The sequence below is a fragment of the Pseudoxanthomonas winnipegensis genome, from assembly GCF_004283755.1.
GTDB classification, from domain to species: Bacteria; Pseudomonadota; Gammaproteobacteria; order Xanthomonadales; family Xanthomonadaceae; genus Pseudoxanthomonas_A; species Pseudoxanthomonas_A winnipegensis.
On sequence record NZ_SHMH01000013.1, the window covers coordinates 1 to 25,070 of the forward strand.

Genomic DNA, 25,070 nt, shown 5'->3' on the forward strand with positions numbered 1-25,070 from the left:
GCTCGATCACCTGCTTCACCGCTTCGGCCTGGAACTCATCCGTGTACTGCTTGCTGTTGCCCATAAACACCTCGGTCATTGCCATCAATTATGGCAACCGGATGTCTACGAAAGGCTGGCCGGTCCAAGCCTTGACGAACAAGGCTTGCGCAGCGCTCGGCGGAGATTTATTTCGGCGACATTCATTCATGGCACATGCCTTATCGGGGACTCTGCGGCGAACCCTGGACATAGCCATCGCGACGATGACGCGAGTGATCGACACTCATTCCTGAGTCCTCCTTGCTACGGGCGGGTGTTTAGTGTTCGCACCAGTACGCCGATCACCCGCCAAGAAACGGCGGGTGATCCGGGGCTTGGCGTCACGCAGCCTGTGTTTGCTTTCCGGGAAAGCGGCTATGCACCCATCGGTACAGCACTGGCAGGACCACCAGTGTCAGCAGGGTCGAGGAGATGATCCCGCCGATGACCACCGTCGCCAGTGGTCGCTGAACTTCCGAACCGGCGCCGACGTTGAGCGCCATGGGCACGAAGCCCAGCGAGGCCACCAATGCCGTCATCAACACCGGCCGCAGGCGGGTCACGGCACCGTGCCGCACCGCCTGTTCCAGCGACTCGCCCTGTTCGCGCATGTGCCGAATGAAGCTGATCATCACCAGGCCGTTGAGCACCGCAACACCGGACAGGGCGATGAAGCCGATGCCCGCTGAAATCGAGAACGGAATCCCGCGCAGGATTAGCGCCATCACCCCACCGGTCAGCGCCAGCGGCACACCACTGAACACGATCGCCGCATCCTTGACCGATCCGAAAGCCCAGAACAACAACGCAAAGATCAACACCAGTGTCACCGGCACCACGATCGCCAAGCGCTGGCTGGCCGAGATCAGTTGCTCGAAGCTGCCGCCGTATTCGATCCAGTAGCCGGTAGGCACCTGGACCTGAGCATTGATGGTCTGCTGCAAATCGGCCACGAAGCCACCCAGATCGCGGTCGCGCACGTTGGCAGTGACTGCAATGCGACGCTTTCCGTTGTAGCGGTTGATCTGGTTTGCGCCCTCGATCATTTCCACCTTGGCCACACTGCCCAGTGGCACAGTGCGCGGCTTGCCATCACCTCCCGCGTCCGGCAAGGCCGGCAACGGAATCGGCAGTGCAGCGATAGCAGCGGGGTCTTGACGCAGTGTCTCGGGCAGGCGCACCACGATGTCAAAACGACGATCACCCTCGAACAACTGGCCGGAAACTTCGCCACCGATGGCGGTAGACACCGTTGCCTGCACGTCCTCCAAGTTCAGCCCATAGGTAGAAAGCGCAAGTCGGTCTGGCACGACAGACAACAACGGCAAACCACCCGCCTGCTCCACGCGTACGTCGGCCGCACCGGACACACTGCCAGCAGCGGCTGCAATGCGCTGACCCACCTGCAACAGAGTGTCCAAGTCATCGCCATAGAGATTGATCGCCACGTCGGCACGCACGCCGGAGATCAGTTCATTGGTACGCATCTGGATCGGCTGACTGAACTCATAGTTGTTGCCTGGTACCTTGGCTGCAATGGCCTGTATTTCTGTGACCAGTGCCTCCTTGCGCTTGGATGGATCAGGCCATTGATCGCGCGGCTTCAACATCACATAAGCGTCGCCCACGGATGGCGGCATTGGATCGGAAGCAACTTCCGCCGTGCCCAGGCGGGTGAACACGCGCTCCACCTCGGGGACTTCGAGCAGGCGCGTTTCCAGTCGCCGCTGCATCTCAACCGACTGGGTCAGGCTGGTGCCGGGGATGCGCATGGCCTGCAGGGCGATGTCGCCTTCGTCCAGGTTGGGCACGAACTCGCTACCCAGGCGAGTGGCCAGGGCCGCACTGCCCGCCAGCAACACCACAGCGCCGATACCGACCAGCGCGCCGCGGCGCAAGGCGAAGCCCAGCAACGGCTCGTAGCGCCGCCGTAGCCAGGCCATCACTCGGTTCTCCTTTTCCTCGACCTTGCCCCCCAAGGCCAGGGCAATGGCCGCAGGCACGAAGGTCAGCGCCAGCACCATCGCGCCGGCCAAGGCCATCACCACGGTGATCGCCATCGGGTGGAACATCTTTCCTTCCACCCCGCTCAGGGCGAAGATCGGCAGGTACACGGCCGTGATGATGCCCAGGCCGAACAGGCTGGGACGGATCACCTCCGCAGTGGCGCTGGCGGTCAAGCCAAAGCGTTCATCAAGGGTCAGTGTCCTGCCTAGTTCGTGCTGTCGCTCGCCAAAACGGCGTAGGCAATTTTCGATGATGATCACCGCACCATCGACGATCAGACCGAAGTCCAGCGCGCCCAAGCTCATCAGGTTGGCTGACACGCCGGTGCGGGCCATGCCGGTCAGGGTGAACAGCATCGCCAGCGGGATCACCGCGGCGGTGATCAGTGCCGCACGGAAGTTGCCCAGCAGTGCGAACAGGATGACGATGACCAGCAGTGCACCTTCGACTAGGTTCTTCTCTACCGTGGCGATGGTTCGGTCCACCAGAACGGTACGGTCATAGACCGGCGTGGCAGTGATGCCCTCAGGCAAGCTCTTGCCAGCTTCCTTCAAGCGTGCCGCGACAGCTTGGGCCACGTCGCGGCTGTTGGAACCGACCAGCATGATCGCCGTGCCCAGCACTACCTCATGTCCGTTCTGGGTAGCCGCACCATTGCGCAATTCCAGGCCTTCGGTCACTTGAGCCACGTCGCGGATGCGCAGGACCGCGGCACCACGCGTACCCAGCACGATGGACTGGATCTGCGGGATGTCAGCCACCTGGCCCGGTATGCGTACCAGGAACTGCTGTCCATTACGTTCGATGTAGCCAGCACCGGCGTTCTGGTTGTTGGTCTGCAGTGCCTGTACCACGTCTTCAAGCGTGAAACCGAGCGCGCGCAGCCGTGCAGGATCAGGGGTAACGTGGATCTCGCGCTTGTAGCCGCCCAGGGTATTGACCTCGGTGACACCAGGCACGTTGCGCAACTGCGGGCGAATCACCCAGTCCTGCAACGTGCGTAGATCGGTAGCGGTGTACGTCGTGCCATCGGACTTGCGAGCCTTCGGGTCGGCGTCGATCGTGTAGTTGAATATCTCACCCATGCCGGTGGCTATTGGCCCCAGTGTCGGCTCCACACCGTCGGGGATCTGCGATTTCACCTGCGACAAGCGTTCGGCCACCTGCTGGCGGGCGAAGTAGATGTCCGTGCCGTCCTTGAACACCACGGTGATCTGCGACAGGCCGTAGCGCGAGAGCGAGCGGAAATAGTCCATCTTCGGCAGGCCGGCCATCGCCGTCTCCACCGGATAGGTGATGCGCTGTTCGGTCTCCAGGGGTGAGTAGCCAGGTGCAGACGTGTTGATCTGGACCTGGACATTGGTGATGTCGGGAGTGACGTCAATCGGTAGTTGTCTGAAGCTCCAGACACCTACCGCGATCAGCGCCAGGGTGAGGGTCATGACCAACCAACGATGATTGATCGAGGCGCGGATGATTTTCTCGAGCATGTCGGCGGTCTCCTCAGTGCTCGTGGGAGGCGCCGGACTTTTCGATGTCCGCCTTGACCAGATAGCTCTGCGCAACCACCACTTCTTCTCCGGCCTTCACGCCTTCGAGAACCTCGACATGGGTGGCATCACGGGCACCGGTCTTCACTGCACGCGCAGTGTAGGTATTACCGCTACGCACGAACACCGCGTCGCGGCCGTCCATCGTCTGCAACGCTGCCAGCGGCAGCACCAGTGCCGCATCCCGGCGAGCGGTCGTGATGCGAGCGGTCACGGCCATGCCAGGCCGCCACTGTCCATCGGCGTTGTCCAGCGTGATGCGGGCAATCGCACTCTGGCTGGCGGCAAAAGTGCCGGGCAACACGCGCTCAATGGTGGCCTGGGCGGCACTGCCGTCGTACAGGCGGGTGAGTGTGACTGGAGCACCGGCCGGCACTTGGCGGATCTGGTCGCCGAACAGGTTCAGGTCAGCCCAGACCTTGGAAAGATTGGCGATCTCGAACAATGGCTGGCCTTCGGCTGCACCACCGCCGACCTGAGCCTGCCGGCTCAACACCACGCCCGACAGTGGCGTTGCCACCGAGTATGTACTCAGGCTGAGGTTGCTCTCGATAGCCGCCAGCGACTGTCCAGCTTTTACTTGGTCACCGACGTTGGCGCGTAACGCCTGGATGCGCCCGGGGTAGCGAGCCGTGACCTGGGCCACGCTACCGTCAATCGCGGCAAGCAAGCCCTGAACTTCCAGTTCCTGTGCGATGGTGCCCGGGCCGGCCAGGGCGACCGCGATGCCGTTCGCATCGGCCTCGGCCTTGTCGATGACCGTGGACTCGGCGGCCTCTTCGTGCTCACCACCTTCTTCTTCGTGGGAGCCTTCGGCTTCCTCGTCGGCATGCGTTGACTTGTCTTCTGTGGCTGGCGCAGCGTCTTGCTTGCCGCAACCGGCCAATAACAGGGAAATCGTCAAGGCCAGCGCCGTGGCTGAGAGGCTCTTTGCAATAATCTTCATGGGGTGTTGTCCGAATGGGAGGCGGTGCCGGCAGCCGCGACGACGGGCTGGCCGGTCAGACGTTGGATTTCGATGAGGGCGGTCTGAGCGTCGAGAGCGGCTTGCAACTGGCGGCTGCGCGCCTGTACCCGCTGGTCCTGCAACATCGCCCACTCCATGTAACTGATCGCCCCGGCGCGCCAAGCGCGGTCGGCGGCCTGTTCGGCCTTCGCCAACCGTGGCAGCACGTCCCGGGAAAGGCGTTCGGTTTCCATCCGCGCAGTCGTGTAGTCGCCATAGGCGCTGGACAGCGTGGAATACAGTTGGATCGACAGCGCCTCACGTTCGACAGAACTCAGGGCCAGTTCCGCCTCTGCGGCGCGTATGCCCGGCTGGGCGCGACGCGACACACCTAGCGGCACGCTCAGGCCCGCGATCAGCGCCACGTCGTTGTCATCGCCTCGCAGGGCACGCGCGCCGATCTGCCATTGCAGGTCGGCCTTGGTCTCGCTACGCGTCAAGCGCACCTGCGCTTCGCGGATGCGCGCCTCGCCTGCCAATTGGGCCAACTCGGGCGTTCTCTCCAGCCAGGCGCTCAACTGCGCAAAATCCTCCAACGCCGGTAGCGCCAGCGGATCGCCAGCGACCGTGCCAAAGTCCGGGTCGCGCTGGTTCCAAAGTGCCGCCAGGGTCTGGCGGGCCGCCCGCTCGCGTTGTTGCGCGCGCTCACGATTCAACTCAGCCTCGGCCAGCGCCGCTTGTGCGGTCAGCACGACCGACTCGGGCGAGGCACCAGCCTCATGTCGTCGCCGTGCCGCCTCGACGCTGCGCTTGCGCTGCTCGATGTCGGTATCGGCAATCTCACGTTGCCGAATTGCGGCAGTGACCGCCAGATAGCGTCGTGCCGTCTCGGCGAGCAGATCCAGACGCGCAATCTCGCGCTGCGGCGCGAGGTTGTCGATGTTGGCTTGCACCAGGGTACGGCGGGCATCGAGCTTGCCGCCGCGTTCGAGCGTACCGGCCAGGGTGACGGTCAACTCGGCTTGGTCGAAGCCACGGTAGGTGCCGCTGCCAGCGGCATTCTCCAGCGTCGCACCCAGCGTCAGCGGCGGGCGCAGGCCGGCCGCATCCAAGTTGGCCTGCAGCACGTCGCGACGACCATCAACCAGGCGTAGGTCGGGGTGAGTTGAGGCGACCCGCTGGATCGCTTGGTCGAGGGTGAAAAGGGGAACAGGCGACCGTTCCTGTGCGTGAAGCACGGGCACGACCGCGAAGACGGCCAATGCCGCCAATCGCAACCACATGGGGATTCTCCGATGAACTCAGGGACGTGCGCCGGTTCCCAAGGAACCGGACGGGACATCAACCTGCGATCGGAGGACGGATCGGCGAAGTCTGACCAGCAGAAACCGAAAATACCGACTCGGAATGCGGTATTACAGCAGGAATCTGAGAGAAGATGAGAGACACGAACAACGCAGGAAGCGCCGTCTGGTGGCCACAGCCATGTACACCGTGCATCAGGGCGTGCAATAGATCGCCCGTTTTTCCATCGTCGTCGATGACTGCATCATCGCTGGCATCATGTGCCTGAAGGGGATGATCCAGATGCGCAGTATTGCCACGCACGGCTTCGTGCATATCCCCTACCGTGGCAAGAACCGGATTGGCCAGTACCGAAAACAACAACACCGTCAGCGCCGGAAGGCGCAATAGACGGAGAAGTTGTCGGATCGTACGGGACATAGCCTCTGATTCTAAGGAGAATTCATGTGTTAGACAATTTCATGGGGAGAGGGACTGTATAGCTTTTATCGCTACTGCTGAACAACCAATACAGGTTTCATTTGGCCACATAAGTATCGTTAACAACAGCACATGGGTCATGCTCTGAGGCTGAACATGAGTCATATCCTTTTATGAACGTGTTCCAACAGCCTGCTATCCAATGGTAGGTCCACGCTGCCGCCCAATCTCCCACGACACGCCTCGGCTGTGCGCCGTTGTGGCAAGCTGCCGCCCCAGCCGCTGTTCAATCACCGGCTGCCACGGCACCAAGCTGAATCCCTTGCCGTCGTTCAGCATCGCGTAGCGCCCGCTCGCTAGCATGATGGAGCGCCGGTAGATGCCGGCCACGCGCTGACCGTCGGCGACGGGCCGATGCTCCAGGCCAGTATCGGCGGCAATATCCTTTGCGACTTGCGCCAGCTCCCGATTGCGCAGCGTCCCCAGCAGGTTGCGAGCAAGGATCACCCGCTGCCCGCGCCGCTGGGCCAGCCCCTGTTCTTCGAGGAAGTCGGCGCGCTGTTGCATGGCCTGCTTGGCCTCGCCACCAAAGCCCAAGTCGCCCAGCCCTCGACCGCCGCCGATCAGTTGCTGGTCGAGCCAGGTGGCCCCGATCACACGGGCCTGCCGCTCGATGGGTAGGTGCGATTTCAGTTCCACCGCCACGCCGCCCAGCCGTTGCGCGTCGTACTGGCGGCCACGCTCGGCCAGGTCGTCCGGCACCTTCCATAGTCCATCGGCCACACGCTCCACGATGCCGGCCCGGCGCAGGGCTTCCAGCCGGCGAACGTGAGCCGCGACGACTTCCTGCGGATCGCGTCCAGCCGTGGCCCGGCCTTGTTCGATGGCAAGGTGGTGGTCGGCGCGATACAGGCCATCGCTCGCCAGCGCGGCGATGTTCTTGTCGGCCGCCCGTACCTCGGCAGAACCGCGCACCTCCACCACCGCACCGGTCGGGTAGTTCGCCAGCTCGTCGCGGGCATTGAGCGCGACGTAGTGGGCCTTGCCGTCCACGCCGTCGATGACCAGATAGCCGCGGTCGTGCAGCTCGTCGGCCAGCCCCTTGGCGGCCACGCGGCCGACGATGGTGCGGCCACTTCCATCGGCATTCTGGCCCGGCTCGAACACCGCCAGCTCGCGCGCCTGGCCGCTCATGGCCCGCTGCATCGTTCGGATAATGTCGCCACGCTCGCCCAGGGCGCGCAAGGTCTTCTCCGCATCCGCATGAATGGCCCAGGTGCCGGGCTGCACCTCGTCGGCCAGGCCAAGCCGCTGCAAGCGTTGCAGCCGGCCGATCAGCAGCAGGCGCTGGCGCTGCAATGTCGGTTCGTCGAAGCGTTCGATCTGTACCCGGCCATCCTCGCCGGCTTCGCGCTGCAATGTGCGGTCGAGGCTCGTCCACCGCTCTTGCTCCACCTCGCGCTGCAAGGTCTGCTGGATCTCCAGTTCGGTGCGCGGCCCCAACCATTCGGTTGCCAACTCGGCGGCGCGATGGCGGACGCCGTGGGCGATGTAGTCGCCGGCGATGATGAGGTCTTTGCCAGTGTCGTCGCGCCCGCGCACGATCAGGTGGGTGTGCGGGTTGTCCGTATTCCAGTGATCGACCGCCACCCAATCCAGCCGCGTCCCCAGGTCGGCCTCCATGCGGTTCATCAGGTGCCGGGTGTAGGTGCGCAGGTCGTCCAGCGCGGCCCCGTCCTCCGGGGAGACGATGAAGCGGAAATGGTGCCGGTCGTCCTGACAGCGTTCCTTGAAGGCGTCGAGGTCGGCTTCGTCGGCCTGCGACCCGTAGGCCCGGCCCGGTTCGCCATCGCGGCCCGCGCCGTCGCGCTCGACGTAGCGCAGGTGCTTGGCGAGCGATTGCGGGCTGGCGTTGCGCTGGTTGACCAGCAGCGTCTTGATGGTCACGCGCCGCGACATGGGCGTCAGCCTCGTCCCTGCGAAGCGCGCCGCCGTATGGCCGCGCCCCAGGCGTGAGCCGGGCCGCTGGCCCTTGTCCCCAGCCGTGGCAGGACGGCGCACCGCCGACTTGCCGCTGCTGGCCTTGCCCGCCTGCTTGAGCACCTTGGAAACGAAGCTCTGGCCCTTGCCCCGGTTCCTCGGGGCGCTGGGGCGCACCCGGAAATCGTCGTCGCGGGGATCGGTCATGGCTGCGCTCCCTGCAAGCTCTGGCCGAAGTTGTGGCGTGCTCGGGCGTGCGAAGCACGCGGACATGCCTGCATTGGCGCGACCCTCGCGCCGAACGCGGCACGGCGGCGAAGCCGCTCCGTGCCGCGTTCCCCCCATGTGCAGACAGGCTTTCGACGCGGCCCGGTGCCGCGTCCTTTTGTCTTGCCTTCCGCCTTTGCCCTTCGCTGTCGCTCCGGGCGTCGGCGGCCCGGCGGCGCTGTGCTGCTTGCAGCCAGCCCGCCGGCGAACGCAACGACGACCGCAGGCCGGGCGCGTTCGAGGCAAGACGCCTGCACGTTGGACGGCTGCGCCGAAGGCAGCGCGAAGTGCGGTGCGAATGCACCCGCACTGCACGCGCGACGACGCGGCGACGAACAGCAGGACGACACGCCCGATGGCACGATGAGAGGCACGGCAACGTGCAGCGAGTCGGCGGCCATCATGGGCGTGTCTCCAGCCAGACCGGATGCGCGTCGCCGATCACGGCGGATGCGCTGACCGGCCCGAAATAGCGGCTGTCGAACGATGCCGGATTGGTCACGCTCAACAGGAACAGCTCGCCCGGTTCGAGGCGGCGGCAAAGCTGCAAGGATGGCAGCGGCCGGCCCAATCGGTCGGCAGGCAGCGCGGCGGCCACCGGCACGCCGTCGATGCGAACCTGACGGGCGACGATGCAGACGTGTTGCGGCGCGACCGCGCCCACACGTTTGAGCAGCGGAACGCGCGTCGGCAGGTAGCCGCGCTGCGCAGCCAGCGTGGCGGCCCTGTCGGGCAGCGGCACCAGCACGATGCTGCCCACGGACAACGGACGTGGCAACGAGGCGGGCCGATGGTCGAGTGGATCGACGCGATACCAGCCGACTGCCACGCTGTCGGACGGGTTGTAGATCAGACGCGGCAACGGCTGCACGAACGCCGCCCAGGCCAGCGCAGCGAGGCCGACGGCGGCGAAGCCCGCCAGCACGAGGCGAGCGCGCAGGCGCGAGCGTGGATGCGGCGCGGCGTCGGGCGTGCGCGCGCTGGTGGATTGGGCCGTCATGGCAGCGTCCTCCCGGCCAGCCAGGCGGTGTGCCGCTCGGCGGTGTATTCGGGCAGCGCCAGGCGGGCCGCCAAGCGGTTGGCGAGAGTGCGCCAGTACGCGGGCGACACGTCGATGGCGGCGATGCGCTGCGCGTCGATGCCGTCGATGCGTTCCAGCACGGCACGCACCGCGTTCTCGCCTTCGGCGTGCAGCAGCAGGCGTGCGCCGGGCCGCACGCCGGGGATGCGCTGCACGTCGTCCGGCGGCGCGCCGGCCTGCATCACCATGAGCTGCCAGCGGATCGTGCCGTAGTCGTTGGCTTCCCAGCGCACGCGGCAGAACATGGCACGCGGCAGGAACACCGCGCAGCGCCGCCAGCGGTCAAGCCGCAGCGTGCACGCCGGTTCGCCGAAACGCAGGTAGAGCTTGAAGCGCGGTTCGATGTAGGCGAGCGATACGCGCGTCAGCAGCACGTTGCCGGCTTGGCCCGCGAGTGCTGAAAGTGACGGCGATGGCGTGGTCGATGCAGCCGCCGTGGCCGCGTTCGCGGCAGGCGCGATGGATGGGTTCATGGCAGGTTCTCCGTGCGGTTGTCGGGAAACTCCCGTTCCAGCAGGCCGCGCAGCAGTTCGGCCACGGTCACGCCCTGGCCGAAGGCGGCGATCTTGATGCGCGCGCGCAGCGCGGGCGTCACGTCAAGGGTCAGGCGTGCGGTGTAGAGGTCGCCCTTGTTGAGCGCATCGGCATCGCCCTGGCGAATCCACGCCTCGGCGTGCGGATTCGCGGGCGGACGTGCGCCGATGCCGACGCGCTTGCTGGCACGCGAACCGTTGCGGGTGGTGCTATCGCTGCTCATGCCGGCCACCGCAACAGTTCATCGACCAGCGCGGCGATCTCGCGTGCGGCGGCGCTGTCCGGCGCCGTCTCGCGGGCGAGCCGGCCAGCGGCCACGCTGTCGGCGAAGACGATGCGCTGGCGCACTTCGCTACGCAGCGCCGGCAGCGGCTGTTCGGCCAGCGACTGCCGTGCTTCCCTGCCGATGATGGTGGTACTGACGCGCCGGTTGATGACGAAGGCCGCGCGCAGCGCAGGCCGAAAGACTTGTGCCTCGCGGATCAGTGCCACCATCTCGGCGCTGGCCCACAGGTCATACGGGCTGGGCTGCACGGGAATCAGCACGCGCTCGGCCGCCAGCAGCGCGGAGCGCGCCAGGGCGGCAATGCGCGGGGGGCCGTCGATGATGACGTGATCGGCGCGGCGCGCCAGCTCGGGCGCTTCCTGGTGCAGCGTCTCGCGGGCGAGGCCCACGGCGCTGAACAGCCTTGGCAAACCCTGCTGGCTTCTGCGCTGTGTCCAGTCCAGTGATGAACCCTGCGGGTCGGAGTCCAGCAGCACGACGTGCTGGCCGCGCATCGCCAGTTCGCCGGCGATGTGCGTGGCGAGCGTGGTCTTGCCGACGCCGCCTTTCTGGTTGAGCAGAGCGACGATCATGGCGCGGCCCTCCAAGCTGGAAAGCCAGCCGGGTTTTGCCTTGCCGAACGGGGTTGGTTTCGGGGCTGTTCTTGTCTTCGGGACGGCGGCGCTTTTTGCCTTTCGGCAGTTGTCCACCGAAACGGCGCTGCTCTACTAAAAGTTAGAGAATTTAAGTTAGGAATGTTAGAGGGCGAGAAAACCCAATGCTGGCGCGGGTTTGCGGCCGATTGGCACGCCTGATAGCACGATAGGGCCACGCCTGATAGCACGATACCTCGCACGCCTGATAGCACGACACCATTCACAGCTTGTCCCAGAGTTATCCCCGTGCCGTCGGCGGCACGGGCTTGAACGTCAGCAGCTCCATGCCGTCGTCCGGCATCCGCTCGATGCCCAGGACGTAGCCGGGCAGCGACTGCCGCGCGACCAGCGCGCGCAAGTCGCAGGCGAAGTCGTAGGGCTTGGCGATGCTGCCGGATTTCTGGTGCAGGTAGCGGAAGTCGAACTGCCAGCCGTGTTCCTGCTTGCCGCCATGCTTGCGCACCAGGCGGTACAGCCAGCGTTCGATGCCTCCCGTGAGCCGGAAATACGCCGGATCGATGGTCAGCACCAGGGCGGCGTCGAGCACGCCGGCATAGAACCAGTCCGGCAGGATCAGCTCGATGCCCAGCGGCGTGCCGCTGGTGTCGGCCAGCTCCTTCCATTCGTTGATCCACGAGAAGCGATGCAGACGCCGCCCGGTCGTCTCGCGGATGGACGTGGCCACCGTGGTCGATTGCAGCCGGTCGAGCGCGGCCTTGAGGCGCTGGTAGTCGCGCAGCGACTTGCCGCGCCCGATGAAGCGCAGGATCTCGTAGGGCGTAGCGTGCATCAGGCGCGAGGGCCGCAGACCCGCGTCCTTCGCTTCCACGATCTGCGAGGCCGCCCAGATCAGCACGTCCGCATCCCAAATCGTGGCGATGCCGTGCTCCTGCGTGCCTTCCACGCGGATCGTCACGTTGCCGGCGCGAAAGTTGATCGGCGCCGTGCGCCGCGACTTCGCCAGTGAGAAGAACGGATAGGCCATCAAGTCCTGGCTGTCGCGCGGCGCCATGTCGCCGGGCAAGGCGCGAAACAGGTCGAGCTGTTCGCGCTCCTGCACCGGCCGCTGCCGGGGCGGCAGCGCGGGACTGGACATGACGGCGGCCACCCGTGAACCAACGATCAGCGGCGATCACGGTAGTCACCCGCATGGCGCTCGGCGTACTCCGGGTCGGACGTGGCATCGAAACTGCGTGCATCGGCCCAGGCATCGAGGTCGGCCACCGCGTACATGACGCGCCGGCCGAACTTGCGGAACTTCGGCCCGCCGCCGATCACGCGCTGTTTCTCCAGCGTGCGCGGCGACAGCCGCAGGTATTCGGCGGCTTCGTCGTTGGTCAGGTAGCGTTGGGGCTGCGCGGGCGCAGCGACAGCAGCGGCGGCAGGCCGCAAGGGAGCGGGTCGCATGGTGTGAACCTCCATCGGTCGGCAAAGGCCGGTCACACAGCGCGACCGGATGGAGTCAGTCTCAAGAAAGCGAGGCTTCCTGCTAAGGGACGATTTGCAGGGGGCGCGAAACGTCCCCCCTAATGCGGTGCAACTGGCGGAAGCTGCGCCAGGCTGCGATAGCCGCCGCGCATCAACGCCACGCCACGCCGCACCAGCCGCCGCACGCGGGCACGCAAGGCGCTGTCTTTGTGCCAGTCGGCGGTCACGGCATCCGCACCGAACAACCCTTCGGCGACTTCGCGCAAGGACGCGCCCGCCAGGGTCGCGTCGAGCGCCTGCAAGGTGTGCAGTTCCAACAGTGCGGCGGGTGTCGGCCTGGAACGGGCCGACGCCGCAGGTTCGGCGACCGTGGCGGCGGCCAGGGCGTCCAGCTCGGCCGCGAGCGTGCGATAGCGCGCGCAGGGCGTGGCGCAGGCGCGGGTGGCGTAGAGGTAGGCCATGCCGTCTTCCAGGCCCGGCGCCAGCGCGAGCCGCATGCAGCAGCCGGGCCAGCGCGACACCAGCACCAGGCGCTTGCCGTCGTGGATCAGGTGCTTGCGGCCGGGGACGCGCCAGAACTCGAAGGCGTCGGCTTCGGGCGGCGGGTCGGCGTCCGGGTAGAGCTGCACCACCGCATCGTGGTCGGGAAACCAGGCTGGATGCGCATCTCGTGCATCCAGGGCCGGGTCTTCCAGCAGGCGCAAGCCCCAGGCGTGCGCCGCATCAGGCCGGCGACGACGGCGCAGCCAGTCGCGCCGGTAGTCAGGGTTTCGGCGCAGATACTCCCAGGCCAGCGCGGGGCCATCAAGGTGCAGCGTGTAGAGATACGCGGCGGTCGGATACCAGTGTTCAACGCTCGGGTCGGCCATGACGATGCCTCCTGACGGTCAGCAGGAACGTCGCCACGGTTTTCGTGGTGCGGGAGCTATCGGTTCAACATCAAAACGTCATCGTTATCGGGTTAGGCTGTGGCAGTAGGTGTCAAGACCGATTGGCTCCGGTGCATTGCGAAAATCGTCTGAATGCGACGGCTGCACCGCCAGGAATTGACGGGCTGCATCGGACACCGTGCCGCAGTCCGCGCCGAAGACCATGACTGTTTGCAGCAGGGTCGTACCGCTTCGGTGCAAGAGTGCGGATTCAGACCGGCCCGGTCTTGAGTGAGACTGAAATAGTCACAATGCGCTGCGCTTGGAACCGCTGCGCGGGCCTGCGTCAGTCCGTGATGGAGCCGTTTTCCTGCGCCAGCCGGACGTACTCCGACAGCGGCCGTGTCGGCTGGAAGTAGCGATCGCGCATCACCGGCTGCTTGTTCGGCCCGACGATGGATGCCAGGTCGGACAGCTTGACCGTACCCAGGGCAGGCATCCCGATGCCCAGGTCGATCAGCCCCCAGGCCGTATCACCATCGGCGGGATCGAGCGAGGCCAGCAGCCAAGTGACATGGGCGTCCGGGGTGAACAGTCGCAGGACGGGCAGCGGGTCGTCGGCGCGGGCCTGACCGTTGGCGAGCAGCCGACCGCGTTCTTCATCGGTGATGAGCGCTTTCATGGCTGGCCTCTCCCCTCAAAGGAACGAAGCCGCCGAACCGCATCCCCGCTTGGGCACGGAACAACAGATACGCAAGCCCGCGAATCCGCAGAAGCACAAAGGCACGAACGTGCATGGGTGCAAGTCAGTAAAGACACGAATGCGGTTCCCTTGATTTGGAGTCATCCGCAGATGCGGATTTCCGTAAAGGCACGAAAGCGTAGAACAACACCAAATGAACACTATAGATTGTAGCTCTATAGGACGCAATGGGCTGTCATCTTGGTTTTTGAGAGGAAACCATAGGTGGCGGCAGCGTACTCGTTGGCGAAGGCATTGAAGACGGTCAGGAAAGCGCGTGGCTTGAGCCAGGAAGCGTTCTCCGACGTGTCGAGCCGCACCTACATGAGTACGCTGGAGCGCGACCTGAAAAGCCCGACCATCAGCAAGCTGGCCGAGCTGTGCGACGTGATGGAAGTGCATCCGCTCACACTGCTGACGCTGGCGTATGCCGGCGACAGCACGAACCAAGCCGACGAACTGCTGGCGCGGGTGCGTCAGGAGCTTGAGGCGCTACTGAATTCAGATGGAAATTGAGAGACGATATGGCATATCGAAACGGAAATTACACCGCATTTTACGTTGCAGAGCCATTCCATCCCAGCGCACTGGGCGCCAATGCAACGAGAGATTTTCAGTATTACAACACCTTGCGGATGTGGAAAGGTGCCGATGCGACGTTCCCTTTCGTTGATTCGCACGACAAAACTTACAGCGTCCGTGATGGTAGCGATTGGGAATACACCCTGAAACCGAGACTCCGGGAGCGCATTCGGAACTCGAAAAACATCATTTTCATCTTGAGTTCGATCACGACAAACTCTCGTGCCCTTCGAGAAGAAATTGACTATGGGATTAATGACCAAGGATTGCCCGTCATTGTCATCTATCCCGGATACACCACCAAGGAAAGCCTGCTAGTCAATGGATCACTAAAACAGGAGATCAAGAACCTTTGGGGAAATCTTCCTGTGTTCCGGGATTCGATGAGCAAAGTCCCGACGCTTCATGTTCCTATGAACAAGGAACTTATCAAAAAGTCCTTGCAGGATGGTGGATTCATGGTTGGGAGCAAGAAGGCCCCAGATATCTACAGGTACAATCCGTAATTAATTGAGAAATTGGAGTAAGCGGTCCACGTCATGGCGAAGGTCGATTTTTTTGACAAGCGGGTCATCAAGAAATTCCTGGAGATCACCGCTGTCGCCAGCGGCACGCTGTCTTTCGTGGTCATTTTTGCCGACATCCCTGCCGAGTGGAAACTGACGGCCGGCTTGGCTTTTCTGGCACTACTTGCACTCACCTATCTGGCGATATGGCTCTGGTCTAACAACCTGAACAGCATCGACATCAATGTTGAGGGCAGCGATGTTTCGATCAAGACCGGCGACATTTTTCAGCAGCCGGGATTGAAGGCAATCGCCTTCAATGAGTATTTCGACACGCAGGTGGACAACAAGATTATTGGTGAGACTTCCCTCAACGGCGTTTTCATCCAGAAGCATCTTGGTGTCCCGACCTCCGAGCTGGATCGTCACATCGAGGAATACGCATTTGACGACAGCGAAGTCCTGGATGAGAACGAGGCTAGGAAGCAGGGGAAGAAGAAAAGGTACCAAATCGGCACGATCTGTCTGTATAAAGATTATCTCCTGACCGCGTTCTCCAAGTTCGACGAGAACAACAAGGCGTTGTTGACGATGCCGGAGTACCTTGAGTTCCTCATCAATTTCTGGGACAAGGTAAACAATGTCTACGCCCAGAAAAGCGTATCGACCACGATCTTCGGCTCGGGAATCACGCGAATCAAAGGGCACAAGAACATTTCCGACGAGGATCTCCTGAAGATAATGTTATGGACGTTCAGGATCAGCGAGATGAGATTCAAGTATCCCGCGAGGCTGACCATCGTGATCCATAGAGACAAGATCGACCAGATTAATCTTCTCGACATCAAATCCGCCAGGAACGGCGTGTAATCCTCCTAACAGCCCGGAGCGGGCCGGCCTCTTTCTGGATTCTGGCTGGCGCCCTGTGTGGTGCTACAGCACAGCGCCCCGTCGCAATGGGCGGGGCGCTTTGAGCGGGCGTCAGGCCGCCTTGGGCCTGCTGCGCGACCAGATCAGGTCGTGCGTGCCGTCCTCGTTCTCGATCAGGCGGGCATAGACGGTTGCCGGGAACGAAGGATCGTCAAGGGACACGGACACGTAGGGCCGCCCGGCCTCGCTGGTCTTCTTCCACCCCGCGCCGATGTCGTGGCCAGCCGCCTGAAGGCGGAAGTCGGGGGCGTTCTCGGTGTCGCCCTTGTCGTTGGGAACCAGCTTGACCTTGACGTTGAGTGTCAGGGTGCGCAGCGTGCCGGTGAAGCCGTCTTTGTCTGCGGTGAAGGTGCCGATGTTAGCCATGATGTTTCTCCTTTCGGGTTGAACAAGGTCGCGCCAGTGCGTCCTTGTTGTGATCCGGCCGGCGGGGGATGGGCTGGCCGCACCGCGCAGCGGTCGCAACACCGTGGAGAACCTGGAAGCGAAAAGAATTTGCTGGGCGAGGAAGCCGCGCAGCGGCGGGGAAATTGTTTTCGCTGGAAGGTTGCAGCCATGAAGCCCAAGGCGCAGCCATTCCCTCGCCAGGATTCACGACAAGCCAAGGACGCACGGGCCGCCCGTTCCCGAATGGAGACATGGCCGACTCGCCATCCCGCGTGACGGCTGCGCCGGCTTGCGCCCTGACGCGAACCAGGTCAAAGCCCCGACGACAAGGCCAGAGCGCCCCTGCCGCAGCTCGCGGCCACATGCTTGAGGCGTGGTGTGGAAGCTCCATCAGGCGAGGCCGGGCGGTGGGTCGATGAACCGTCCTTCGTGACGCACGGACGACGAACCGCCAGCGTCGGGGACGGCACGCTTTCGCACAACCTGCCGCAGCAAGCCGGGGCGTAGCCCCACAAGTCCCGCCCATTGCGGCGGGGCGCCATCGAAACCTTGCCCGCGCCAGCGGGCGCCGATGGCCGTGTCGCGTGCAAGGTACTTGCACGTCCGCCCCGTTGCCGCCTGGACGAAGGCGGCAACGGGGCGATTTTGACTTCGATGTTGGAACCGGGCGCGGCCACTGCCGCGCCCGGATTTTTGACCACCGGCCCCAAGGCGGCACGGCTTGGGGCCGGTGCTGACTGGACAGCGAAGCGCCCCGGCTAGAACCAGGGCGCTTGCTTGCGGTTGACGATCACGCGGCCAATGCTTCGGCCGGCTCATCCGCTACGGCGGCGGCTTCCTCCGTTGGTTCTGCGTTCGCATCCTCTGCCACGGCCTGCGCGTCCTGCTGCGGGCCTTCGGCCCGGAAGATGGCGGGCATCCAGCCGGTGCCATCGGCCAGCCGTTCGGCTTCGCTGGCAATGTCGCCTTTCTTCAACTTCGCCAGCCGGGTGACGTGCGAGGGGGCGAACGCGCCCACGGCATCCAGAATCACGGCCTTGGAAACGTGCTTGAAGTAACCTTCTGCGGTCGGCTTCCACCATGCGGTCATGTCGAGGCCCACGGCTTGCGCCAGTTCCTCACCGGGCCGGTGCGCCGTGGCACGGGGCGTCACCACGTCCACCGTGGAGGCCACGCACACGGCCAGCAGCCGCACCAGTTCGTCTTGCGACTTCGCCAGCAGCGCGGCGAACAGTTCGGCGCTGTCCTGCGGCAAGGCTTCGCCCGCGACTTCCTGCAAGGTGCGAAGCGCCAAAGCGGCAGGCGATTCCGACACGTCCGGGGCGAGGCTATCCAGCCGGTCTTGCACCGTGAGGCGCACGCCCAGCGGCAGAGCATCACGGGTGAGGCCATAGTGGCTTTCCTGCAAGACGGTCTGCACCATGCCATGCACCACGGCGGCCAGCGCGGCTTGCGGATGCCGGGCCACTTCGATTTGCAGCGCGGCGGTGCGGTGGGCGCTCAACCGCTGCGCCAGCCTGTCGGACATGGCGGCGGTCTTGGACTGCCCGGCGTCCTCGCCTTCGTCGTCGTTCCCGACTTCGCCTTCGCTGCCGAAACCCTGCCGCAAGCGTTCCAGCGTGCGCAGCGCCTTGGCTTCAACCTCGCGCAGCAGCCCGCGATGAATCACGGCTGCGCCGTCGCGGTCGATGCTGACGATGGCACCGGCTACGGCTTTCACGTTCGGGGCATAGTCCTGCAAGCCATCTTCCAGCGCCTGCAACTGCTCGCCCAGGGTTTCGCCTTCCTCCTGCAAGGCATCGGCCTTTTCCTCGTCGTCGGCGTCCAGTGCGGTATCCACGGCCTCGGCCAGTTCGTGCAGCTTGGTTTGCAGCTTCTCGATGCGCTGCGCTTCGCGCTTGTTCGGGCTGCGGCGCTCCCTGGGTGCCTGCTGAAAGACGTGCAGGTCGGCATGGGTCACGCCCGGCGTGGCATCCACCCATGCCCAGCCTTCGGCCTTCACCTCGGCGGCGATGCCCGCCAGCTTGTCCTGCGCCAGCCGTTCCAGCAGCGCGGCGTCGGTCAGATACACGCCTTTATCGCCTTCGGCGAACAGGTCGCGGCGAATGCCGCCACCTTCCTGCTCGTAGCTGTCCAGTCCGACGAAACGCACCAGCGGATGCCGGTAGGCGTCGATTTCGCGTTCGGTCAGGCGGTCGCGCAGGTTGTGCGGGCTGCGCTGCCATGTCGGCGCATCGTAGAACGCGCTTTCCTGCGCGGCGTGGTCGTCGGTGATGGCAAGGGCCATCAACTGGTCAAGGCTCACGGCCTCGGCGCGGTAGTCGGCGAGCAGACGCGGCGAGACGTTGGCGAGCTTCAAGCGGCGCTGCACCACCAGCGGGGACACGCTGAAATCTGCGGCAATGTCCTCGATGGGCCTACCTTCGGCCACCAGCGCGGCGAATGCCTCGAACTGGTCGGCGGGGTGCATGGCTTCGCGCTGCACGTTCTCGGTGAGGCTGGCCGTGCGCGCCGTGCCATCGGCCACCAGCAGGCAAGGCACGTCCCATTCCTTGCTGATGCGGTGCTTCTTCGCCAGCAGCTTCAACGCGGCCAGCCTGCGGCCACCGGCCACGACTTCGTAATGTTCGCGATCGGTGGCGGCGATGACGATGAGGTTTTGCAGCAGGCCGACACGCTGGATGCTGGCGGCGAGTTCGGGAATCGACATGCGCGGGGTCTTGCGCACGTTGCGGCCTGCGGGACGCGACACCAGCCGCGACAGCGGAACCAGAATCAGGTTCTTGGTGGGGTCGGCGGCTTCCAGCGCGGGGGCTTGGATGGCGCGGGCTTCGGTTTGGGTAACGGCGTTCATGGTGATAGCTCCTATCGGTTCAGGAATGCAGCGAAAGAAGCGGCAAGGGCTGCTGCCTGCCCCTGCCGCGTGCGCGGGGTTCAGGCTTTCAACTGGCGCAGGCCATCGGCCAGCAGCCACAGGGCACGGTTCAGGCGCACATCGGAATCAATGCCCTGCACGGGGCGGGTACGCTGGCGGCGTCCGTTGGCGCTGCGGCCAGACAATCCGCCTTTGGTCAGGTTCTCCTGCGTGCGGTTGAACACGCTCCACAAGTCCGGGCGGCGGTCATCGAACCGGCGCGGTATCAGGATTTGCGATTCGGTGATGGGCGCGGGCTTGTCGGGGTCGTCGTACTTGAGGGCCAGTGCGGCGCGGGCGAACACTTCGGATTCGCCATCGTTCAAGGTGATGGCGCGCATGGCATCGCGGTTTTCCTTCACGCGCTCGAAGCCGCTCAACACTTCGTAAGCGCCTTCGATGACGGAACCGGCCACGTCGCCTTTGTGGGGCACGCGCACATCGGCCACGGTGTCGCCGCAGACAAGGCCATTGCTGCAAACGAACCGGAACATGCCGGCCAGCATCTGATAGCTGCTGGTGCCGTCATGCGAGTTCAGCAGCACGATTTCATTGGCTTCCGCGCCGTTGATCTGGCTGGCATGGCGCAGGCGGATCATGTGCTTGGTGTAGTCGCGGCGGTCTTCGTTGCGCACGCGGGTCTGCGCCACCATGAAGGGCTGGAAACCTTCCTTGCGAAGCTCGGTCAGCACGGCGGCGGTGGGGATATAGCTGTACCGCTCGGAACGGCTCTCATGCGGGGCGTCCGCGAAGATGGACGGGGCCACGCGCTGGATTTGGCCATCGGACAGCGGGTAATCGCTGCGCAGCGACGGCGAACGGGAAGCGAAACGGGAAGCGAGTTGCATGGTCTTGACTCCTGACGAAGAAGGGTTTGCTGTTCACCGCACACCGGATTCCTAGATTCGGAGCCCAGCCTTTCGGCCTTCTGTGCGGTGGGCACGAAGAACCCGGTCGGCCTCGTTGCCACCGTCTTTCCTGAGTTCATCGCCCGCGACGGTCAGGAGCGCGCGGACGGAGGCCGTCAAGGAAACGAGCGCAGGGTTGGTGCGGCCCGCAGCGCAGCGAGGACACGGCCCTGCGCGCCTTGACGGCCTCCGGCCGTGGGCTACAGTCGCGGACAAGGTGATGAGGTCAGGAAAGATGGCTGGACAGGCAACGGCCGTCCCTTTGTGCCGGACTGCACGCAAGCGAAGCGCGCAGGCCCGAAGCTGGAAGCCGGGCCGTAGGCGTCAGCGATGGAAGCCCGACAGGGGCGAGACTCGCACCGCGAGGCTCGATGCAACGCACGACAGCGCGACCCGGCCATGCCTTCTTGGCCGGGGGACGCACATGCAAGGAAAGATGGACAGCACGGGCTTGATGCCCTGGGACAAATGCTGGTGATGCGAGGGGGTTGCCGCGCCGGCGCAGCCGGGGCGGCGGTCTTGCAGGGGCGCCAAGCGCAGCGCGGCGGGGATAGCCGCAGGGCTTTCCCCTGGAGTGCAAGCGCCAGCGCGCAGCGCCGAAGGCGCGAAGGCATCGGCACCGGGCGCAGCAGAAAAAAATGGCGCGTCACCCCGAAGGGCAACGCGCCAGGTGGATGCGCGATCAGTGCGCCGCCGGCTCCACCATCGTCTGCAACTGCTCGATCACGCCAGGTTCAACGAACACGCATGGCTGGCCGGCCGCGATCGGCACGTTGAACACCTTGGCGAACACCTCGCGCTTGAGGTGCGCCAGGCGGCCCGTCCGGTACGCCTGTTCGGGCTTCATGCGCCCGCTGCCCGCCGGCGAGCCGCTGCGCTGCGGATCGCATTCGACCAGTGCGACAAAGCCATCGTCGGACAGCTTCTGGTGTTCCGGGCACAGGCCCCAGCCGGTCGTCGTGTGGCGCTTCATGCTCGCACGCAGGCGCTTGTCGAGCAGGATGGCGCCGGTGTCGAAGCTCGCGCCGCAGACCAGGCAGATGTGTTGTTCAAGCGAAACATGGGATTTGTCGTTCATGACGATCTCCGGTTGCACGGGCGGAATTGCCCGGAACCGTGGCCAGCACGGCGCAGCGCAAGCGGTCAGTGGTCGCAGACGGCCTCCAGGCCGCAAGCGTGCGAGCACGCGCAGCCATTGACTGCGAGAACGCCGTGATACGGTGAAGGGAACAGCAAGACCGCCCACCCACACCCTCGCAGCCCCGCCGTTGGCGTGCGGAGCGGGCAGGCCCGGATCAACAAGCCGGGCCGAAGGCGTCAGGGGTCAGCGCCGAATGGCCGCGATTCGGTACGAAGCGCGGGGCGCAGCCCGCGAACCCGACGGCGGCACGCCGGGACGCCCGGATATTGCAGTCAGGATTTCTTGTCAGACTGCCGCTGCTCGATCTGTAAACGCGCCCGCTCGGTCGCCTGCTGCAACCGTTCGCCCAGCACCGCACGCGGCGGCAAGCTGGTCAGATACTCGGCAACGTGGATGCCCGACTTGTCCAGTTCCAGCAACTCGATCTGCTCGCGCTTCTTGCCAGTGCAGAGAATGATCCCCAGCGGCGAGGCTTCTTCCGGCTCCCGCTCGTGCTTGTCCAGCCAGCGCAAGTAAAGCTCCATCTGCCCCTTGTAGGCGGCCTTGAACTCGCCGATCTTCAATTCCACCGCCACCAGCCGACGCAACTTTCGGTTGTAGAACAGCAGGTCAAGGTGAAAATCCTCGTCGTCAATCGGGATACGCTTCTGGCGGGCGACGAAGGAAAAGCCCGCACCCAGCTCCAGCAGGAAGGATTCCATTTCGCGGATGATCGCCGCCTCCAGATCACTTTCCTGCCAAGTGTCCCGCAGGCCCAGGAAATCGAGGATGTACGGGTCGCGCATGACCAGCGCCGGCGTCATGCGCTGCGCATCGCGCAAGCTCGCCAGTTCCTGCGCGATCGTCTCGTCCGGCTTTTGCGACAGGGCCGTGCGCTCGTACAGCATCGAGTCGATGCGCTCGCGCAGCGTGCGCACGCTCCAGCGTTCGGCGCTGGCCATCTGCGCGTAGTAGTCCCGCTGGAGCGGGTCTTTCAGCGGGATCAGGGCGATGAAGTGCGTCCAGCTCAATTGTCGTATCAGTGATACGACAATTCGCTCGTCGGGGAAGGTGGCGGCAAACTGCACCATCCGGCGCAGGTTCTTCATTGCAAAGCTGCTGCCGTACTCTTGCACCAGTTGCGTCGCCAGCGTCAGCACGACTTCCTCGCCATAGTCGGCCCGTCGCCCCTCCAAGACCTGCGTATGGATGCGCTGGCCGATGCGCCAATAGAGCATCGTCAGTTCGCTGTTCACTGCCGAGACGGCGCGCTGCCGCGCCGCCTCGATCAGCGCCCGGATGTCGCCCAGCAGCGCCGCAGGCGCTGCGGGCGAAGGAACGGATGTTTTGCGCCTATTCATGCCACGGCCTCCTGCGGCTGCCGTGCGCCAGTAATGGCCTGCCGTCGGCTCGCCACCAGTTCGGCCGCATCCCGCACCGGCTTGTCCTCGGTGTGGACGTAGTGCATGAACATCGCCACCGTCTTGTGGCCCGTCAGCTTCATGCCGACCTTGGTCGGCACGCCCGAATTGGCGATGTCGGTCGTGGCCCGATGGCGGATGCCGTGCGTGCCGACATGCGGCACGCTGGCGGCCTTGAGCACGCGCGTCCAGCCGCCATAGTGCTCGCCGTGGGTCAGGTGCCGGGTCGGATCGTTGGGCGACGGCAGGACATAGGGGCAGCCGTCCCGGCGCGGCGCGGTGGACAGCAGCCGATAGGCTTCCTCGCTCATGGGCTTGGAGATACCGCCGGTCTTGCTGTCGGGCCAGACGACGCGGCGCTTTTCCAGATCAATCCAGTCCCATTCCAGCGGGCAGATTTCGGAGCGGCGGGCGGCGAACTCGAATTGCAGGCGGATCGCCAGCGGGATGACGTAGCTCTCCAATCCTTCCGCCTCCAGGTGTTCCAGATGCCGGAAGATCCTCACCAGCTCGTCGTCCACGATGAGCCGTGTTTCCTTGCCGGGCGGGTACATCGGGACGTGGCGGCACGGATTGGTGCCGTCCGGGCGCAGTCCCCACACTTCGGCCAGGTTGAACATCTTGCGCAAGACGCCGAAGCTCTTGTTCGCCTCAGTCGGCTTGTAGGCCAGCTTCTTCATCAGCGCAGCCACGTCCGGACGCTTCACGTCCTGCACCTTCATCCGGCCCAGGATCGGGATGATGCAGCGGTCAATCACGCCCTGATAGCCGCGTTGCGTGCTGGGCTTGTTACGCTGCTTGGAGTAGTCCTCCATGAACGTGTCGCAGAACTCCTTCATGGTCGGTGCCTTGCGAGCGGCGTTCTTGGCCGCGCTGGGATCGCCGCCCTTGCGTACCTCGGCCAGCCACTCCTGCGCCATCGTGCGCGCCTGATCGACCGTCAGTTCCCCGTACTGACCCAAGGCGGGCTTGCGGCGCTCGCCGGCGTTGGTGCGGTACTGGAGCATGAACACCTTGCGGCCGGCCGGGGTGATCTTGCACAGGAAGCCGGGCACCACGGTATCCCGCAGTTCGATGGCCTTGTCTTGGGGTTGTGCCGCATCGACTGCGGACTTGGTGAGCTTGATCTTCGCCATGATGACTCCTCGGAAAGCCCGGTTTCCAAGAGCCGCATGGGAGCCACGCGAGGGGAAGCCGGGTCAAGTTTCGGAAAGCACCGGCATATGTTGAACTCGCCTAAGTGATTGATAAACCTTCTGTATCGAGCCTTGGCGTAGTCCAGCGAATTGCGGTACTGGAGTCATCGTGAAACAAAAAACCCCGCGCTGGCGGGGTTTGATGTGTGGCAGTGACCTGCCGATCCGTTGGTGCCCAGGAGAGGACTCGAACCTCCACGGTTTTACCCGCTAGTACCTGAAACTAGTGCGTCTACCAATTCCGCCACCTGGGCAACGGGGCGCGCATTCTGCGGTCAGGGCGGGGCGCACGTCAACAGGTTTTGCGCATCGCATCGCGCGCGCGGGCAGGAAGATCGGAAAGTCGCCTCGTCGGAGTGCGGCGACGCGGACCTGTTGATGTGCTTGCGGCCGGTGAGTTCGCTTCGTTTACCAACCGCGACCCGGCCTGGTCGAGGCTCTACAGCGAAGAGATCAGGACTCCGCTCGACCCGGAGGCATTGATCAAGCGCTCTGCCCCCTCCCTTTCGCCGAAGGCGAAGGGGAGGGCCGGGGTGGGGTGCTTTTGCTCTTGCTTCTGTGGCTTGCCGGGTAAAGCCCCGACCCCTCCCCAGCCCTCCCCTGCGCTGCGCGCAAGGGAGGGGGCCTCAAGTCGATCATTTCCCGTCACTGATCGCGTTATGCGCGAGGGAAGGTGGTCTAACGCTCTCCGCAAACCGCAGCCTCGTGACCTGACGCACGAGGCAGCGGTCCGGCGGGCGGGGGGCCGCGCCTAGCGAGGCAGGACGCCGAGCGCCTGAATCAGGGCACGATGCCCTGATTGAGGGATCAGCGGCCCCCGCCCGCCGGACCGCTGCCCTTCCGAAGCCAAGAAAACTCGTGCGCCACGATCTCTCGCCGCCCAAGAAACGAACAACAAAAAACCCCGCGCTTGCGGGGTTTGATGTGTGGCAGTGACCTGCCGATCCGTTGGTGCCCAGGAGAGGACTCGAACCTCCACGGTTTTACCCGCTAGTACCTGAAACTAGTGCGTCTACCAATTCCGCCACCTGGGCA

Annotated in this window: 24 protein-coding genes and 2 tRNA genes; 5 read left to right on the forward strand and 21 right to left on the reverse strand. The window is 64.5% G+C overall.

The features are described 5' to 3' along the window. A partial coding sequence (locus tag EAT51_RS20465; protein ID WP_205965182.1) for a hypothetical protein occupies positions 1–275 on the forward strand: 275 nt, incomplete at its 5' end. An 87-nt stretch (positions 276–362) separates the two neighbouring features. On the opposite strand, the gene EAT51_RS19115 is transcribed toward EAT51_RS20465, so the two are convergent. The 9 genes from EAT51_RS19115 to parA form a co-directional block, all read right to left on the reverse strand. After that, positions 363–3,518 (reverse strand): efflux RND transporter permease subunit, encoded by a 3,156-nt coding sequence (locus EAT51_RS19115; protein WP_130550565.1) that lies wholly within the window; start codon positions 3,516–3,518, stop codon positions 363–365. Positions 3,519–3,531: 13 nt separating this feature from the next. After that, entirely contained in the window at positions 3,532–4,524 is a 993-nt protein-coding gene (locus EAT51_RS19120; RefSeq protein WP_130550566.1) for an efflux RND transporter periplasmic adaptor subunit, read from the reverse strand. Continuing rightward, positions 4,521–5,807 carry a TolC family protein gene (locus EAT51_RS19125; protein WP_130561906.1) on the reverse strand — a complete coding sequence of 429 codons (1,287 nt, stop codon included), beginning with the start codon at positions 5,805–5,807 and terminating at the stop codon, positions 4,521–4,523. The genes EAT51_RS19120 and EAT51_RS19125 overlap by 4 nt, the downstream gene beginning before the upstream one ends. Before the next feature lie 58 nt (positions 5,808–5,865). Continuing rightward, positions 5,866–6,249, reverse strand: a complete 384-nt coding sequence (locus EAT51_RS19130) for a hypothetical protein (RefSeq protein WP_130550568.1) — start codon at positions 6,247–6,249, stop codon at positions 5,866–5,868. A 195-nt stretch (positions 6,250–6,444) separates the two neighbouring features. Then, the gene (locus EAT51_RS19135) at positions 6,445–8,436 is read right to left on the reverse strand and encodes a relaxase/mobilization nuclease and DUF3363 domain-containing protein (RefSeq protein ID WP_130561907.1); all 1,992 of its coding nucleotides are present in this window, start codon (positions 8,434–8,436) and stop codon (positions 6,445–6,447) included. A 460-nt stretch (positions 8,437–8,896) separates the two neighbouring features. Beyond that, positions 8,897–9,496 carry a S26 family signal peptidase gene (locus EAT51_RS19145; RefSeq protein WP_122379257.1) on the reverse strand — a complete coding sequence of 200 codons (600 nt, stop codon included), beginning with the start codon at positions 9,494–9,496 and terminating at the stop codon, positions 8,897–8,899. Further along, positions 9,493–10,050: a DUF2840 domain-containing protein gene (locus EAT51_RS19150; protein ID WP_122379258.1), complete on the reverse strand. Its 558-nt coding sequence runs from the start codon at positions 10,048–10,050 to the stop codon at positions 9,493–9,495. Before EAT51_RS19150 ends, EAT51_RS19145 begins: the two co-directional genes overlap by 4 nt. Continuing rightward, a complete protein-coding gene (locus EAT51_RS19155) occupies positions 10,047–10,334 on the reverse strand; it encodes a chromosome partitioning protein ParB (protein ID WP_122379279.1) in 288 nt (95 codons plus the stop codon). Before EAT51_RS19155 ends, EAT51_RS19150 begins: the two co-directional genes overlap by 4 nt. Beyond that, positions 10,331–10,969: a ParA family partition ATPase gene (gene parA, locus EAT51_RS19160; RefSeq protein WP_122379259.1), complete on the reverse strand. Its 639-nt coding sequence runs from the start codon at positions 10,967–10,969 to the stop codon at positions 10,331–10,333. Before parA ends, EAT51_RS19155 begins: the two co-directional genes overlap by 4 nt. On the opposite strand from parA, the gene EAT51_RS20365 reads away from it, so the two are divergent. Beyond that, positions 10,968–11,108: a hypothetical protein gene (locus EAT51_RS20365; RefSeq protein ID WP_158612759.1), complete on the forward strand. Its 141-nt coding sequence runs from the start codon at positions 10,968–10,970 to the stop codon at positions 11,106–11,108. The two genes, parA and EAT51_RS20365, sit on opposite strands and share 2 nt — an antisense overlap. 162 nt (positions 11,109–11,270) lie before the next feature. Here EAT51_RS20365 and EAT51_RS19170 read toward each other — a convergent pair whose 3' ends face one another. The 4 genes from EAT51_RS19170 to EAT51_RS19185 all read right to left on the reverse strand — a co-directional run bounded on the left by EAT51_RS19170 (position 11,271) and on the right by EAT51_RS19185 (position 14,011). Continuing rightward, entirely contained in the window at positions 11,271–12,128 is an 858-nt protein-coding gene (locus EAT51_RS19170; RefSeq protein ID WP_122379261.1) for a replication initiator protein A, read from the reverse strand. A gap of 26 nt (positions 12,129–12,154) precedes the next feature. Beyond that, a complete protein-coding gene (locus EAT51_RS19175; protein WP_084304870.1) occupies positions 12,155–12,439 on the reverse strand; it encodes a helix-turn-helix transcriptional regulator in 285 nt (94 codons plus the stop codon). A gap of 119 nt (positions 12,440–12,558) precedes the next feature. Then, positions 12,559–13,329 (reverse strand): DUF2285 domain-containing protein, encoded by a 771-nt coding sequence (locus tag EAT51_RS19180; protein ID WP_122379262.1) that lies wholly within the window; start codon positions 13,327–13,329, stop codon positions 12,559–12,561. Between the two features lie 346 nt (positions 13,330–13,675). Beyond that, complete coding sequence (locus EAT51_RS19185; RefSeq protein WP_122379263.1) at positions 13,676–14,011, reverse strand: DUF2958 domain-containing protein; 336 nt, start codon at positions 14,009–14,011, stop codon at positions 13,676–13,678. 285 nt (positions 14,012–14,296) lie between these two features. Here EAT51_RS19185 and EAT51_RS19190 point away from each other — a divergent pair, with 285 nt between their 5' ends. The 3 genes from EAT51_RS19190 to EAT51_RS19200 are packed head-to-tail and all read left to right on the forward strand — an operon-like array spanning position 14,297 to position 16,029. Then, positions 14,297–14,587, forward strand: coding sequence for a helix-turn-helix domain-containing protein (locus EAT51_RS19190; protein ID WP_122379264.1), 291 nt, complete (start codon positions 14,297–14,299; stop codon positions 14,585–14,587). Positions 14,588–14,595: 8 nt separating this feature from the next. Continuing rightward, positions 14,596–15,159: a TIR domain-containing protein gene (locus EAT51_RS19195; protein WP_122379265.1), complete on the forward strand. Its 564-nt coding sequence runs from the start codon at positions 14,596–14,598 to the stop codon at positions 15,157–15,159. Between the two features lie 33 nt (positions 15,160–15,192). Next, positions 15,193–16,029, forward strand: coding sequence for a macro domain-containing protein (locus EAT51_RS19200; protein WP_128550710.1), 837 nt, complete (start codon positions 15,193–15,195; stop codon positions 16,027–16,029). A gap of 111 nt (positions 16,030–16,140) precedes the next feature. Here EAT51_RS19200 and EAT51_RS19205 read toward each other — a convergent pair whose 3' ends face one another. The 8 genes from EAT51_RS19205 to EAT51_RS19250 form a co-directional block, all read right to left on the reverse strand. Continuing rightward, positions 16,141–16,455: a DUF736 domain-containing protein gene (locus EAT51_RS19205; RefSeq protein ID WP_122379235.1), complete on the reverse strand. Its 315-nt coding sequence runs from the start codon at positions 16,453–16,455 to the stop codon at positions 16,141–16,143. An 811-nt stretch (positions 16,456–17,266) separates the two neighbouring features. Then, on the reverse strand, positions 17,267–19,330 hold the full coding sequence (locus EAT51_RS19215; protein ID WP_122379233.1) for a ParB/RepB/Spo0J family partition protein: 2,064 nt from the start codon (positions 19,328–19,330) through the stop codon (positions 17,267–17,269). Positions 19,331–19,410: 80 nt separating this feature from the next. Next, on the reverse strand, positions 19,411–20,238 hold the full coding sequence (locus EAT51_RS19220; RefSeq protein WP_122379231.1) for a DUF932 domain-containing protein: 828 nt from the start codon (positions 20,236–20,238) through the stop codon (positions 19,411–19,413). Positions 20,239–20,980: 742 nt separating this feature from the next. Beyond that, positions 20,981–21,376, reverse strand: coding sequence for an ATPase (locus EAT51_RS19230; protein WP_122379229.1), 396 nt, complete (start codon positions 21,374–21,376; stop codon positions 20,981–20,983). 335 nt (positions 21,377–21,711) lie between these two features. Continuing rightward, positions 21,712–22,779: a PDDEXK nuclease domain-containing protein gene (locus EAT51_RS19235; RefSeq protein ID WP_122379228.1), complete on the reverse strand. Its 1,068-nt coding sequence runs from the start codon at positions 22,777–22,779 to the stop codon at positions 21,712–21,714. Further along, complete coding sequence (locus EAT51_RS19240; protein WP_122379227.1) at positions 22,776–23,975, reverse strand: tyrosine-type recombinase/integrase; 1,200 nt, start codon at positions 23,973–23,975, stop codon at positions 22,776–22,778. Before EAT51_RS19240 ends, EAT51_RS19235 begins: the two co-directional genes overlap by 4 nt. Positions 23,976–24,204: 229 nt before the next feature. Next, positions 24,205–24,289, reverse strand: a tRNA-Leu gene (locus tag EAT51_RS19245). 695 nt (positions 24,290–24,984) lie between these two features. Then, a tRNA-Leu gene (locus EAT51_RS19250) sits at positions 24,985–25,069 on the reverse strand. Position 25,070 lies beyond the last annotated feature (1 nt).